Source organism: Vasconcelosia minhoensis LEGE 07310 (genome assembly GCF_015207255.1).
Classification (GTDB): domain Bacteria; phylum Cyanobacteriota; class Cyanobacteriia; order Phormidesmidales; family Phormidesmidaceae; genus Vasconcelosia; species Vasconcelosia minhoensis.
On record NZ_JADEXG010000010.1, the window covers coordinates 44,373 to 57,707 of the forward strand.

The following is a 13,335-nucleotide window of genomic DNA, read 5'->3' on the forward strand; positions in this document are numbered from 1 at the left end:
TCCTCACTCACTACCCCTCATCAGCGTCTATGGCTAAACTTCCAACTGACAAGGCCGAGCGACAAAAAGCCCTGGGCCTGGTGCTCAGCCAGATTGAGCGCAATTTTGGCAAGGGCACCATTATGCGGCTGGGAGACGCCAGCCGGCTGAAGGTTGAAACGATCTCCACTGGCGCTCTTACGCTTGACCTAGCCCTCAGCGGCGGCTTGCCCAAGGGGCGCGTGATTGAAATCTATGGTCCTGAGAGTTCGGGTAAGACAACGCTAGCGCTACACGCCATTGCTGAGGTTCAGCGGCAGGGTGGGATCGCGGCCTTCGTCGATGCAGAGCATGCGCTCGACCCGATCTATGCTGCCGCCCTCGGGATCGATACTGAAAACCTGCTGATTTCTCAGCCTGATACCGGCGAAACCGCTCTCGAAATTGTCGATCAGCTCATTCGCTCGGCCGCAGTGGAGATTATTGTGATCGACTCGGTCGCGGCGCTGGTGCCACGAGCCGAAATTGAAGGCGAAATGGGAGACACTCACGTGGGGCTCCAGGCTCGATTGATGAGCCAAGCCCTGCGCAAAATTACCGGCAGCATTGGCAAGTCAGGCTGTACCGTCGTTTTTCTCAATCAGCTGCGGCTCAAGATTGGTGTGACCTACGGTAATCCTGAAACCACAACCGGTGGCAATGCGCTTAAATTCTACGCCTCTGTACGCTTGGATGTGCGGCGGATTCAGACTCTAAAACGGGGAAATGAGGAGTTTGGGATTCGGGTTAAGGTCAAAGTCGCTAAGAATAAGGTCGCGCCTCCGTTTCGCCTGGCCGAGTTTGACATTATCTTCGGTCAGGGGATTTCTAGACTAGGTTGCATTATTGATCTGGCTGAGCAAACGGGTGTCGTCCTTCGTCAAGGGGCCTGGTATAGCTATGGTGGGGAAAACATCAGCCAGGGCCGAGATAACGCTATCCAGTATTTAGGCGAATGCCCACAGCTGGCCCATCAGCTGCAGCAAGAAATCTGGCAGCGGCTCCAGCCAGCATCAGAGACTGCTGCTGAAACGTCTAGTCCCATAACCTAGTCAGGCCGTCTAGCTTCGGGCTGAGTCGGCGTAGAATCAGCTCCGTAGGGGAGCTCTGCGATCGCACTCAGTGCGGTTTGACTCAAACTATTGCAGTGGCCCAATGTGACTGCTGCTTGAGGATCGTAGATGAAAAAGCTAAAGGTAAGGCCGCCTAGCCGAACCCGGTCACCGTCCCGCAGCTTTGAAAATCGCGCTATCCGACTGCCGTTGACATATGTCCCATTTGTACTTTCCAGGTCAAAGAGGACAAATCCCTGCTGCGGCTGATACTGAACCACAGCGTGACAGCGTGACAGCCGCTTATCTGGAAAGACTAGGACGGATTGCCGCGGATCGCGACCAATGCTCCAAATCGACTGTGGCTGCATAAATGCCTGCGACTGGCCCGTCGGCCCGTTACTGACTAAGTACGCGCCGTTTTGAGTGATTACGCCTTGGGCATAGGGGGCGACAGCCGGACCGGATGGCGCAGATAGGTCTGCTTCCTCAGCCCGGAGCAGCTCATCCAGAAAATCGCGATCGCGCTCGTAGAGTTTTGAGAAAATTTGAAATAATTCAAGTCGCTCCCGTAGCTTTTGCTCTTTAGAGTCTGGCAGAGCAGCTGCATAGGAAGCTAGAGCGCTTGGGTCGAGCATAAATGTAGGTGACGCAGCAGCTAAACGAACGACAAACTTATGAATCAGGCCACTCAGGTGCCAAAGTCAGGTGAAGATCCATTCAGCTCTAATTTTCCCAGATGCTTTTGGTCCACAGCTACAATCACCCTGGCTTTATCAAATCTCTAAGCTTTAGGTTTTCTGCTTCATATTGTAGCGAGTTGTCATAGCGGGCCGCAATCTATCAGGTGTCGGCCGGTAGGCTACTCTGCGTCGTTTACCGATAGAGATCTTTCGAGCAGCCTATCTTTGGGCTGTCCGAGGAAGTTTTGTTGGCGTGCGGTCTCGAAGCCGCGTCTAAGCCGAAATCTGAGCCGCTTGGCTGTCGGCAGGCTTGACCTGATACTTGACTAGATTCGCAAGTTCTTGAAGCTGGCTGATGGCTTCAGCCCCTTCTAGCTTCATCAGCTCGCGGTCGTCCCGCATCTCCGTCCAGGTGATGCCGTAGTCAGATACCAAAAAGCGAATGAGATGATCGTCTCCCAGACTAACCATAAAGGAAGCGCTGTTGAGCTGCCCCCCACAGGTGTAGCAGGACGCTAAATAGCCCCGATTTTCTAAAACAGTCGCCAGCGCTTTCAGGCTCAAGACCAGATCCCGAACGAACTGACGGTGTTGTTCTGCAAGTCTAGTAAACATACGGCGTTTCTCTCTCACCACATTCCATAATAGGCGACATTTTAAGATTTACTTAATAAAGTTTGACAGATAAATGTGCTTTTGCCAAAAAATGGCTATTTTGGGGCTACCTATATTGATTCCAGTTAGCCAGCTCGGACAAACTAGTATGGCCAAATTCAAACCGCGCTCTAACCGCAGCCGGGGTGAAGCAATTCCATCTAGGACGGCGCTCTGGACAGGAACGGCAGCAGCAGCCCTGGGCTAACACCCAAGTCAAAAACCCATAGTCCAGCAAACAGCCGCTATTAGGCAAACTGCTAAGATGCAAAGCCATAGGCCAGCAGAAACTTACTCCGTTCTAGCGCAGAAGGCGGAAATTGACAGATTTATCTAGGCTATTGCCAAAATCATCACAAAAATTAGTAATTGGCGGGCAAAACCTAACCCGAAATTTCCCACCAGCCAAAGCCGGGACCAATAAAGCGCACCGTTAGCCAAATCCCAACCATTAAAATAATCCCAACCCAAGCGCCTAACGTCGTCCATCGGCTGAATTGAGTGGCCTGAGCTTTCGTGATCGGCAGCCAAGGCAAAATTGTCTCAGGCTTGCCGTACTCTTCTCCTAGGGCTTCGCGGCGGCGTTTGGCTTCTCCCATGAGTTAGCGGTGATTGGGTGAACAGCTAAGCCCATCATAGCGCTTCTTCCGCGGGTAACCACTCCATGTCGATATAGCTACTGCGAGCAGCGGGACTTAGCGCCATTAGCACCTGAGCCCCATAGCTGCGGTGGTTGACTCGGTTATCCAGCAGGGCGACAATTCCCTGGCGGGTGCGGACAGGCGCGATCGCGCGCTGTAGCTGGCTCAGCGCTTCAGGTAGCAAATATAGCTTAAACCAGTCTTGCCGCCGTCGCTTGTGGGCAGCTACCCGACCTGCGACCAGCGGATTTTCCAACGAGGGGATAGGCAGCGTTGCAATAATCAGGAGTCCAGGCGGGCAGAGTTGGGATTGCTGCTGCTGCCAGAAATCCCAACCGGTAATCAAAATGCCACTCGTCGGCGGCGCTTTTTCGACCTGTACCCGTGAGCCATATTCAGCGGCGAGGATGGCCCCCACCTGGGCTTTGAGCGGGACATCGCCGATAATCACCACAGTGAGCTCCGTCGCTCCAGCTCGAGCGCCCAGCAAAGCCCGAATTTGCTGTAGCAAGGCAACCTGAAAATGACTGGTGTTCGGCATGGGTAGCCGATCCGGCAGATAGAGCTGAATCATATCGTGGTGTCGATCGGGGGCAAACTTGAGGCAGGTCATGTCGCTCAGTCCCAGCCGGGCTCGATAGACGCTAGCCTTATCATCTAGACCTAGGGCTGCACCCATTAACACGACCGGCTGCTGTGTCCAGATTGGCGATAGCGTCGCGCTAATATCGGCTGGACTACAGTGCAGCTCAATACTGCCCCGCTCCCGATTAAGACGGCTCCAGGCAAGCCTTTCAGGACTCCGAAAGCGCTGCCAAAACCGCTGCCAGGTAATCGGCAGAATCGGCTCTTGAGCATAGCCGTTCAATAGCGTTTGATAGAGTTCTATCAGCAGCGCCTGCTCAGGCTCTCCGATTAGATAGCAGTTGTAGGGATTGATCGGATGCTGAAACAGCGCATGGGTCAAACGCACCCTGAGGTCACGAATCCAGCCGCTCTGGCTGGGATAGGCTAGCATCAAATGCTCCCAGTCAGAGGCTCGCAGCGATACGGTTAGCTCAGTCTGGACCCAGCTCTCGAGGTCATCGGCGCGGTCGATCAGGGTCGGCAAGTGATTCGGAAACGCTGTCTGCTGCGTCAGCCGATCCCTCAGCCAGGCTTGCGGAGAAGTCAACAATAAGCCCCGAAAGTCGCCTCCTGGCCAGCGATCCCCGACCTGAATTGGCTTGATCAGCGGCATGGCCTGCTGCAAACTGGGAATGGCCTGTCGCAGTATCTGCGACTGTAGCGGCTGCGGTAAAACCACTATGGCTGGTTCAGGCCAGAGCAGCGCCGGCGTCAGGTAGCTGAGGCGGTAACTGCCGTCGTAGGCCGAAGCCCCACCCGTTTGAATGAGGGCGCTTCTGCCGAGGCGCAGGGCTCTGGCTACGAGACGAGCCATCGTTAGATGGTGGGGCCACGGCCTTTGGCCCTGATCTCGCAGAAACGCCCGTAGTCGCTGGTGTACTTCCGCCTCAATCACAGATCGCTAGCTGTCTTTAATCTGAGTAATGGTCTCAATTGTGACATATCTAATTTGGATTCCTGGGCGGGACACAGAACCTCTAGATTGGGCTGAGACTCTGACAGAATGACATTCTAGTCAATTTTTGAGGGGCAGGCTGATTGCCTCAGAGGCCGGTACTTTCAGAGAAACGATACCCATCGGGAGAACCAGATCCAAATATGAAGATTGGAATTGTCGGGTTAGGGCTGATTGGTGGCTGCTTGGGCTTAGATCTACGTCAGTTGGGGCATACCGTATTAGGGGTGGCGCGGCGGCCAGAAACCTGTTCTGAGGCGCTCCGACGGGGGATCGTGGACCGAGCCACCTCGGAGCTAGCGCTGCTGGAACTGGCAGAAGTTGTGTTTATCTGCACGCCGATTGCCGCTATTGTACCCACTGTGAAGGCTCTAGCGGCGGTTCTACCGGCCTCAGCGGTGATCACCGACGTCGGCTCGGTTAAAACTGCTATCGCTGTCCCAGCGGCCCAGCTGTGGCCAAACTTTGTCGGCGGTCACCCAATGAGCGGTAAAAGCGAGGCCGGGCTGGCCGCCGCTGAAGCCGGTATCTTTAGCTGCCGCCCCTATGTTTTAACCCCGCTAGCGGAGACGCCCCCGGCGGCTGTTGCGCTGGTAGCCGACTTAGCCGAACAGCTCCGCTCCGAGCTCTGCTGCTGTTCGCCGTTGGCCCACGATCGCGCCGTTGCCTGGATATCTCATCTGCCTGTGATGGTCAGCGCCGGGCTGATCCAGGCCTGCCTGAACGAACCCGACCCAACCATTGCGCATCTGGCGCAGCGACTCGCCAGTTCGGGCTTTCGCGATACCAGCCGAGTGGGGGGCGGTAATCCAGAGCTAGGGATGATGATGGCCCGCTACAATCGAGAGCCGCTGCTGCGATCGCTCTACCATTACCAAGCCGCTATCGGCCAGCTGATTCAGCAGATTGAAAACGAAGACTGGCAGGCGTTAGCCACCCAGCTAGCAGCCGCGGCGGCGGCACGGCAGGACTTTGTCGATTAGTCGATGGCCTCTTGACTGATCGCTAACACCGGTTCCTGATAGAGGATCGCCGTAAAGATAACGGTTGATCCCAGCCCTTCGCCCATGCTAATAAACTGGACTTTCCCACCCATCGCTTCTACCAGGCGCTGCGAAATGGCCAGTCCGAGCCCGGTCCCCCCGTACTGGCGAGTGCGCTCGCTGTCTACCTGGCTGAAGGTCTGAAACAGACGATCCTGCTTTTCCAGAGAAACGCCAATGCCGGTATCCGCGACGCTAATTTTGACCATTCCCGGCCAGGACTGATCGTCAAAATCAACCGGCTGTGGATTGATTTCAGCCCCGATGGAAACGCCGCCCTCGCTGGTAAACTTAATGGCGTTGCCGACCAGGTTGAGAATGACCTGGAGCAGCCGCTGGTAGTTGCCATATAGTTTAAGATCATCGCGCGTCTGCGGCAGGTCGATATTCAGGAAAAGTCCCCTCTGCTCCGCCTGCGATCGCATGAAGCCATCAACCTCGGTCAGCAGCTCTCTCAGGCTCACGGCGCTCTTATCCAGCTCCATCTTACCCGCTTCAATTTTGGCAATATCTAGGACATCGTTGATCAGGTTGAGCAAGTGCAGAGCTGACTTGTGGGCCTCTTGAATAAATTCCTCTTGCTCTTCAGGATCGTCTGCCATCCCGTCGAGGACTAGCCTTAGGAAGCCGATCATGCCGTTGAGCGGCGTTCTAAGCTCGTGGGAGGTGTTGGCGAGAAAATCGCTCTTAAGCCGAGAGGCTTCTTCCGCCTGTCGTTTAGCCGCTTCCAATTCATCGTGCTTCCGGCGCAGCTCTTCGTTAGTGCCCTCGAGCTGCTCATTGGTGCACTGGAGTTTTAGTGTTAGCTCATCTCGGGCGTTGAATAGTTTGGCGTGGGCAATAGCCGTCCCCACCTGGTCGGTGAGCTCTGTAATCAGCTCAATTTCTAGCGGCGTCCAGGAGCGCTTTGGACGCTGCTGGAGCAACAAAATGCTGTTGGGTTCGTTCTGATAGCAGGTCGCGACCGTCAACACGGTGTAGGGTGAACCCTCTTCTGAGTGGTCAAAGTCAGACATGACCGGGGCTAGGGTCTGGAGCGTCTGCTGAAAATCCGGTTTTTGATTCAGATCAAAGGTTTTGCCCAGACAGGGATGTAGTCCTGACGGATGGTATTCGGCGACAACGAGGAGCGTCTGCATCTCTTGAGAGTAATCACAAACTAAACAGCGGTCTAGATTGAGTAGTTTCCCCAAGACTTCTACGGTCTGCTGCCAAATCGTTTCTAGATGAAGGGTTTTGCGGATATCTGCGGCAATCTGAGTGAGTAAGGCGTGGTAGCTGCTACCCGGAGCTTCCAGCCGTTCTAAATTCGCTAGCATCCCAGTGGTAATGGGCTGTGGCTGTAGCGATATTAGCTGATAGCCGATGCCAATTACCCCGGCTACCAACCCCGACTCATCGGGTAGGGGGCTCAGCGTAAAGTCAAAGCTCACGGGATGGTGATCGCAGCGCAGCACGCATTGAAACTGCTCTGGTTCCTGTGTTTGTAGCACTCGGTCAACTCGCTTGAGATAGGCTTCGAGCGAAACCGGTCCGACCAGGACTTCGACCGGCTGCCCTACATAGTCCCTAATCGGCAGACCGGCTGCTTCGGCCTGGGGCCAACACAGCGATAAAATTTGGCCCTGAATATCGTGAGTGACTTCAAGGGCGGCTGAAGCGCAGCGCCGACCCATCGCTGAGGGCACCGGAGAGACGTCATCCGGCGCTGTGATTGCGTTTGAAAATGAAGACGAGCTAGCGGGCCGAGGCATTACATCTTAAAATTCTGAACGTTCTGAGCCTGGCTGCATAGGCTAGGCCAAAGGGTCCCTTGCTTAAGTCACCCTAAACTGTCTCTAAATCGCTTCTGAGCCGCCAGGATAGCCTTAGGAATGAGTTTGATAATTAAGCGTAAGCAGATTACTTCAGTGTAAGCTGCTTAGCCTGTCGTGTCATTCCACCGGAAACGGTTCTGGGGGGATAGAGAGCTTGCGGAAATGAGCGAGTATTATTATTTAGATATCCCGTTTAAGAGCCGATTCAATCATTCCATTCGCCTTTAGGCGGTACCGGCGGATTGGGATGGAAGGGCCGGGACAGGTCATCTTCACGCCGGGTGCCGGTTTGGAGCCACTGCCGCAGCGCGATTTCAATCACTTTACTGGGATCGCTGGTCAGCCGGCCAACCTGGTCCATCAGCTCAGGGTCAAGCCGCACCGAAATTTCTACCTTGTCAGGATTGTCAGCAGGAGTTGTCATAGCGGGGTTAAAGATATATCCCAAAGTAAACCGTGTCTTCAACCGAATTGTCCTATTGAGTCGTCAACTTTTCAGTCGATGGACTTGTAGATTGGGCAAGTCATCCAATCAGATGGCAAGATGGGGCCAAGTGGCAAGACGGGGGCAGGCTAGCTGGGCCAGCCCGATTTGTAGATTACTCACCTTACCGTAAGCCAAGCCTTAAAATAAGTTAAGATTTCGCCCCCAGTCATTCCGCTTACAAATTTTTAGAGTCTGAAGTTTATGACCGACGCTGCTGTTGCCCGGATTCGCAATTTTTCAATCATTGCCCATATTGACCACGGTAAATCGACCCTGGCCGATCGGCTGCTTCAGCAAACCGGCACCGTCAGCGATCGCGACATGAAGGCTCAGTTTCTCGACTCTATGGATCTAGAGCGAGAGCGGGGGATCACGATCAAGCTCCAGGCGGCCCGGATGAACTATCGCGCCCAGGACGGTCAGGAATATGTGCTAAACCTGATCGACACCCCGGGGCACGTGGATTTTTCCTACGAGGTTTCGCGATCGCTCGCGGCTTGCGAAGGGGCGCTGCTCGTGGTCGATGCCTCCCAGGGCGTCGAAGCCCAAACTTTGGCCAACGTCTACTTGGCCCTGGAGCACGACCTAGAAATTATTCCTGTCTTGAACAAGGTTGATCTGCCCGGAGCTGAGCCAGACCGGGTCAAGCAGGAAATTGAAGAAATCATTGGGCTGGACTGTAGTCAAGCCATCCTAGCCTCGGCCAAAGAGGGGATTGGGATCAATGAGATCTTAGAGTCGATTGTCCTTTTGGTGCCGCCGCCGCCCGACCAGACTCGCCAACCGCTGCGGGCGCTGATCTTCGATAGCTACTACGACAGCTATCGCGGCGTGATCGTCTATTTTCGGGTGATGGATGGCGCCGTTCGGCGAAAAGACCGGGTACGGCTGATGGCCTCGGGCAAAGAATATGAAATTGACGAACTCGGCGTGCTCTCGCCGCAGCAGGTTGAGGTGGAAGAACTCCACGCCGGTGAGGTCGGCTATTTCGCCGCCTCGATTAAGTCAGTAGAAGACGCCCGGGTCGGAGACACGATTACGCTGGTCAAAGAACCGGCCGAGAAGCCTTTGCCGGGCTACGTTGAGGCTAAGCCAATGGTCTTCTGCGGCCTCTTCCCGACCGATTCGGAGCAGTATGAAGACCTGCGGGAAGCGCTTGACAAGCTGCGGCTGAACGATGCGGCGCTCCAGTATGAGCCAGAGACCTCTAGCGCCATGGGGTTTGGCTTTCGCTGTGGGTTTCTAGGACTGCTGCATATGGAAATCGTGCAGGAGCGGCTAGAGCGCGAATATAACTTAGATCTGATTACGACGGCACCGTCGGTTGTCTATCAGGTGACGACGATCAAGGGTGAGGTGTTAGAGATCGACAATCCCTGCGAGCTTCCCGATCCCCAATATCGCGAAAAAATTGAGGAGCCCTACGTCCGCGTCGATATTATCACGCCAGAGGAGTTTGTCGGACCGCTGATGGAGCTATGTCAGACCCGTCGCGGCGAATTTGCCAACATGAAATACCTGACGCCGGGGCGGACCACGCTGATCTACGAGCTGCCTCTAGCCGAAATCGTCACCGACTTTTTTGATCAGATGAAGTCCCGGACCCGCGGCTATGCCAGCATGGAATATCAGCTGATCGGCTATCGGCCCAATCCGCTAGTCCGGCTAGATATTATGATCCATGGCGACCCGGTCGATCCGCTGGCGACCATCGTGCATCGGGACAAGGCCTATTACGTCGGCAAAGCGCTGACTGAAAAGCTCAAGGAGCTGATTCCCCGACATCAGTTTAAAATTCCTGTGCAAGCCGCAATCGGCAGCCGCGTCGTCGCCAGCGAGAGTATCCCGGCGCTGCGTAAGGATGTCCTGGCAAAATGCTACGGTGGCGATATTTCCCGTAAGAAAAAGCTGCTCCAAAAGCAGGCGAAAGGGAAGAAGCGGCTAAAATCAATCGGCACGGTCGATGTTCCCCAGGAAGCTTTTATGGCCGTTTTGAAGTTACAGTAAGGCGCGATCGCGCTTGTCCAAAATAGCGGTTCAAAATCTAATAGCTGCTCCGTAGGGTTGCTGACAGTCCTGTTTCCGTAAAATTTGTTCGATAGCGAACCCTTTACGCAGAATTGAATTTTTAGTAAAACTGTTTTGACGAGGCCTGGCCAGGCTGGGGAACCTTGTTACATTTCTAAGCAAGCTCTAAACTGGCACTCACTGCTGAGCGGCTACCTGCTCAACTTAAGCTCCGATAAGGGCTGAACTTTTTCCAGAGGACCTCATTAAAGTGCAGAATTTATGAGAATTTTAGTCACGGGCGGGGCGGGCTTCATTGGTTCCCACCTTATCGATCGCCTGATGGAGCAAAATCACGAGGTGATTTGCGTCGATAATTTTTATACCGGGCATAAGCGTAACCTGCTGCGGTGGAAGGATCACCCATATTTTGAGGTGATTCGTCATGACATTACTGAAGAGATCCGCTTAGAAGTCGATCAAATTTATCACCTGGCCTGTCCCGCGTCGCCCGTCCACTACCAGTACAATCCGGTCAAAACGATTAAGACCAACGTCATGGGGACCTTAAATATGCTGGGTCTGGCCAAGCGGGTTAAAGCTAGATTCTTACTCGCCTCAACCTCTGAGGTCTACGGCGATCCAGAAATTCATCCCCAGCCCGAAACCTATCGCGGCAACGTCAACCCGATTGGGATTCGCAGCTGCTATGACGAGGGCAAGCGGGTCGCAGAGACGCTGGCCTTTGACTACCATCGCCAAAACGATGTCGAAATTCGCGTCGCTCGCATTTTTAATACCTACGGCCCCCGCATGTTGGAAAGTGATGGGCGCGTCGTCAGCAATTTCGTCGTCCAGGCGCTGCGAGGGAATCCTCTGACTATCTACGGGGATGGCTCTCAGACCCGGAGCTTCTGCTATGTTTCAGATCTAGTCGAAGGGCTAATGCGGCTGATGAATGGCGACCATCTAGGCCCGATCAATTTAGGGAACCCTGATGAATATACCATTCTTGAACTGGCCCAGGCTGTTCAAAATATGGTTAACCCTGACGTTGCCCTCAAGTATGAGCCGCTGCCTCAGGACGATCCCCGCCGCCGCAAGCCCGATATTGTCCTGGCAAAGCAGCTTCTAGACTGGCAGCCTACCGTCCCGCTGAATCAGGGGCTAGAGCGGACAGTTGACGATTTTCGGCAGCGGCTAGGGGCGACAGACGAGCTGCCTGAGCCATCTGTGGCAGCGTCTTAGCCGACGCTAGCGAGGCAAACGACCTCAGGGTCGGCAGGAAACCCGGATTAAAACCTAAAACCTTATCTTAAAGAGGATTCGCTCTATGCGTGTTTGTGTAATTGGGACTGGTTATGTCGGCTTAGTCACAGGGGTATGTCTATCCCATATTGGTCACCACGTGATCTGCGTTGATAACAACGAAGAAAAAGTCGAGCTGATGCGGTTGGGACAGTCTCCCATCTATGAACCGGGCCTATCTGACCTGATGAAGTCTTCAATGCAGGCCGGGCGGCTAGAGTTTACCTCTGACTTAGGGGCTGGCGTCAGCCACGGCGACATTCTATTTATTGCCGTTGGCACCCCGGCGCTGCCGACTGGTGAAAGCGATACGCGCTATGTCGAGGCCGTAGCCCGCGGCATCGGCGAACACCTCAACGGGGGCTATAAGGTAATTGTGAATAAGTCAACGGTGCCCATTGGCTCGGGTGACTGGGTGCGGATGATTGTTCTCGATGGGATCGCAGAGCGGCAGAAAGTCCCGGTCGGTGCTGGGGCACCTGCTACGACACCACCGGCAATTGAAGCCCAGTTTGACGTGGTCAGCAATCCCGAGTTTCTGCGGGAGGGCTCTGCCGTCTACGATACCTTCAACCCCGACCGGATTGTGCTAGGTAGCAACGGCGACCAGGCGATCGCGATGATGCAGGAGCTCTATACGCCGATTGTCGAGCGCCAGTTTGCTGAAGATCCGTCGTTGCCGCCGGTGCCGGTGGTGGTTACCGACCTGAGCTCGGCGGAGATGGTCAAGTATGCATCAAACGCCTTTCTGGCCACCAAGATCAGCTTTATCAACGAAGTGGCCAATATCTGCGATCGCGTCGGTGCTGACGTCGTGCAGGTGGCCCAGGGCATTGGTCTCGACAGCCGGATTGGCAATAAGTTCCTCCAGGCGGGCATCGGCTGGGGCGGCTCCTGCTTTCCCAAAGATGTCTCCGCCCTGGTCCACACGGCCGACGACTATGGCTATGATGCCGAGCTGCTGAAGGCGACCATCAGCGTTAACCAGCGGCAGCGGTTGCTGACGGTCGAGAAGCTCCAGCAGGTGCTGAAAATCCTGAAAGGCAAGACGGTGGGTCTGCTGGGGCTGACCTTCAAACCCGATACCGACGATATGCGCGATGCTCCGTCCCTGATTCTGATCGAGAGCCTGAACCGACTGGGAGCCAGGGTCAAAGCCTACGACCCGATTGTGTCCCAGAGTGGGATGCGCCACGGTTTGTCCGGCGTCATCGTCGAGACCGATCCCGAGCGACTGGCCGACGGCTGCGATGCTCTCGTCCTGGTTACCGACTGGGCTAAGTTTAAGTCGCTGGACTATGCCAAAATGGCTAGCCTGATGAATTCGCCGACGCTGATTGACGGGCGCAATTTCCTCGACCAGGCAGCGCTCGAAAAGGCAGGTTTCCGCTATCTAGGTGTGGGTCGTTAGGCCGTTAGCCAGACTAGCGCTCGCTAGATTTAAGCGTCTGCTCAATGTCGAGCAGACGCTTTTAATTGTCAATCAGAAGAAACCGGAAACCCAGCAGTCAGGAGGACCAGCGCTCTAGCGCTCGCTTGCCGCCCCAGCGAGCCACAATTTCGTCATCGTAGTCGTCGGCCAGGCGAATCACGTTCTGGACGGAATGCTTTAGCTCAATGCGATCGCAGGATGACCCTACTAGGCTGTGCTCAAAGACAATGTCATCTTCGCCGTCTAAGGCAAACCGGCCAAAATAGATGCCGTTATTGGCTCGGAGCAGATAGTAGGACAGTTCCGGGGTGATTTCGATATCGGTGACCACGTAGGAGCGAGTGGTAATCAGCGCTTCTTCGCTACCCCACGGGATGACGCGAGTCGATGCCACCGCTGAGCCGATAGTGATAATAAACAGGGGCTCATCTTCAAAAGCCACGGTGGATTCGCCAAACAAATCCTGCATCCAAGGGGCAATGCGACTATAGCAGATCTGCTGGGCGATGCTTTGGAACTCCATAGGGACTGCACGCATAGGGCAATACGGTTTATTCTCTCATTCCAGGAGGATTCATCACAATGACAACCCTGGATTCCAGATTATTCCA

Annotated in this window: 12 protein-coding genes; 5 read left to right on the top strand and 7 right to left on the bottom strand. The window is 54.7% G+C overall.

Features of this window, described 5'->3' with window-relative positions:
• The first annotated feature begins 29 nt into the window (after nucleotides 1–29).
• Nucleotides 30–1,070 (top strand): recombinase RecA, encoded by a 1,041-nt coding sequence (gene recA, locus IQ241_RS06215; RefSeq protein ID WP_193905552.1) that lies wholly within the window; start codon nucleotides 30–32, stop codon nucleotides 1,068–1,070.
• Here the strand turns inward: recA and IQ241_RS06220 are convergent.
• The 4 genes from IQ241_RS06220 to IQ241_RS06235 form a co-directional block, all read right to left on the bottom strand.
• Nucleotides 1,067–1,708, bottom strand: a complete 642-nt coding sequence (locus IQ241_RS06220) for an FHA domain-containing protein (protein WP_193905553.1) — start codon at nucleotides 1,706–1,708, stop codon at nucleotides 1,067–1,069. The genes recA and IQ241_RS06220 overlap by 4 nt on opposite strands.
• 318 nt (nucleotides 1,709–2,026) lie before the next feature.
• Entirely contained in the window at nucleotides 2,027–2,368 is a 342-nt protein-coding gene (locus IQ241_RS06225) for a DUF1815 family protein (protein ID WP_193905554.1), read from the bottom strand.
• Between the two features lie 422 nt (nucleotides 2,369–2,790).
• Nucleotides 2,791–3,006, bottom strand: coding sequence for a DUF2839 domain-containing protein (locus tag IQ241_RS06230; protein ID WP_193905555.1), 216 nt, complete (start codon nucleotides 3,004–3,006; stop codon nucleotides 2,791–2,793).
• 34 nt (nucleotides 3,007–3,040) lie between these two features.
• Complete coding sequence (locus IQ241_RS06235; RefSeq protein ID WP_228021433.1) at nucleotides 3,041–4,489, bottom strand: ATP-dependent DNA helicase; 1,449 nt, start codon at nucleotides 4,487–4,489, stop codon at nucleotides 3,041–3,043.
• Nucleotides 4,490–4,773: 284 nt separating this feature from the next.
• On the opposite strand from IQ241_RS06235, the gene IQ241_RS06240 reads away from it, so the two are divergent.
• Nucleotides 4,774–5,613 carry a prephenate/arogenate dehydrogenase gene (locus IQ241_RS06240; RefSeq protein ID WP_193905557.1) on the top strand — a complete coding sequence of 280 codons (840 nt, stop codon included), beginning with the start codon at nucleotides 4,774–4,776 and terminating at the stop codon, nucleotides 5,611–5,613.
• On the opposite strand, the gene IQ241_RS06245 is transcribed toward IQ241_RS06240, so the two are convergent.
• Complete coding sequence (locus IQ241_RS06245; protein ID WP_322743592.1) at nucleotides 5,610–7,361, bottom strand: ATP-binding protein; 1,752 nt, start codon at nucleotides 7,359–7,361, stop codon at nucleotides 5,610–5,612. The two genes, IQ241_RS06240 and IQ241_RS06245, sit on opposite strands and share 4 nt — an antisense overlap.
• A gap of 334 nt (nucleotides 7,362–7,695) precedes the next feature.
• The gene (locus tag IQ241_RS06250; RefSeq protein ID WP_193905559.1) at nucleotides 7,696–7,914 is read right to left on the bottom strand and encodes a hypothetical protein; all 219 of its coding nucleotides are present in this window, start codon (nucleotides 7,912–7,914) and stop codon (nucleotides 7,696–7,698) included.
• Between the two features lie 264 nt (nucleotides 7,915–8,178).
• Here IQ241_RS06250 and lepA point away from each other — a divergent pair, with 264 nt between their 5' ends.
• From lepA to IQ241_RS06265, 3 genes are all read left to right on the top strand, one after another.
• Nucleotides 8,179–9,984: a translation elongation factor 4 gene (gene lepA / locus IQ241_RS06255; protein WP_193905560.1), complete on the top strand. Its 1,806-nt coding sequence runs from the start codon at nucleotides 8,179–8,181 to the stop codon at nucleotides 9,982–9,984.
• A gap of 282 nt (nucleotides 9,985–10,266) precedes the next feature.
• Nucleotides 10,267–11,232 (top strand): UDP-glucuronic acid decarboxylase family protein, encoded by a 966-nt coding sequence (locus IQ241_RS06260; RefSeq protein ID WP_193905561.1) that lies wholly within the window; start codon nucleotides 10,267–10,269, stop codon nucleotides 11,230–11,232.
• Between the two features lie 85 nt (nucleotides 11,233–11,317).
• Nucleotides 11,318–12,703 carry a UDP-glucose dehydrogenase family protein gene (locus IQ241_RS06265; RefSeq protein ID WP_193905562.1) on the top strand — a complete coding sequence of 462 codons (1,386 nt, stop codon included), beginning with the start codon at nucleotides 11,318–11,320 and terminating at the stop codon, nucleotides 12,701–12,703.
• A 97-nt stretch (nucleotides 12,704–12,800) separates the two neighbouring features.
• Here IQ241_RS06265 and IQ241_RS06270 read toward each other — a convergent pair whose 3' ends face one another.
• The gene (locus IQ241_RS06270; RefSeq protein ID WP_193905563.1) at nucleotides 12,801–13,247 is read right to left on the bottom strand and encodes a T3SS (YopN, CesT) and YbjN peptide-binding chaperone 1; all 447 of its coding nucleotides are present in this window, start codon (nucleotides 13,245–13,247) and stop codon (nucleotides 12,801–12,803) included.
• Between the last annotated feature and the right edge of the window lie 88 nt (nucleotides 13,248–13,335).

Coding starts and splice junctions, on each gene's coding strand:
- recA (WP_193905552.1), top strand. CDS start 30: ATGGCTAAACTTCCAACTGACAAGGCCGAGCGACAAAAAGCCCTGGGC.
- IQ241_RS06220 (WP_193905553.1), bottom strand. CDS start 1,708: ATGCTCGACCCAAGCGCTCTAGCTTCCTATGCAGCTGCTCTGCCAGAC.
- IQ241_RS06225 (WP_193905554.1), bottom strand. CDS start 2,368: ATGTTTACTAGACTTGCAGAACAACACCGTCAGTTCGTTCGGGATCTG.
- IQ241_RS06230 (WP_193905555.1), bottom strand. CDS start 3,006: ATGGGAGAAGCCAAACGCCGCCGCGAAGCCCTAGGAGAAGAGTACGGC.
- IQ241_RS06235 (WP_228021433.1), bottom strand. CDS start 4,489: ATGGCTCGTCTCGTAGCCAGAGCCCTGCGCCTCGGCAGAAGCGCCCTC.
- IQ241_RS06240 (WP_193905557.1), top strand. CDS start 4,774: ATGAAGATTGGAATTGTCGGGTTAGGGCTGATTGGTGGCTGCTTGGGC.
- IQ241_RS06250 (WP_193905559.1), bottom strand. CDS start 7,914: ATGACAACTCCTGCTGACAATCCTGACAAGGTAGAAATTTCGGTGCGG.
- lepA (WP_193905560.1), top strand. CDS start 8,179: ATGACCGACGCTGCTGTTGCCCGGATTCGCAATTTTTCAATCATTGCC.
- IQ241_RS06260 (WP_193905561.1), top strand. CDS start 10,267: ATGAGAATTTTAGTCACGGGCGGGGCGGGCTTCATTGGTTCCCACCTT.
- IQ241_RS06265 (WP_193905562.1), top strand. CDS start 11,318: ATGCGTGTTTGTGTAATTGGGACTGGTTATGTCGGCTTAGTCACAGGG.
- IQ241_RS06270 (WP_193905563.1), bottom strand. CDS start 13,247: ATGGAGTTCCAAAGCATCGCCCAGCAGATCTGCTATAGTCGCATTGCC.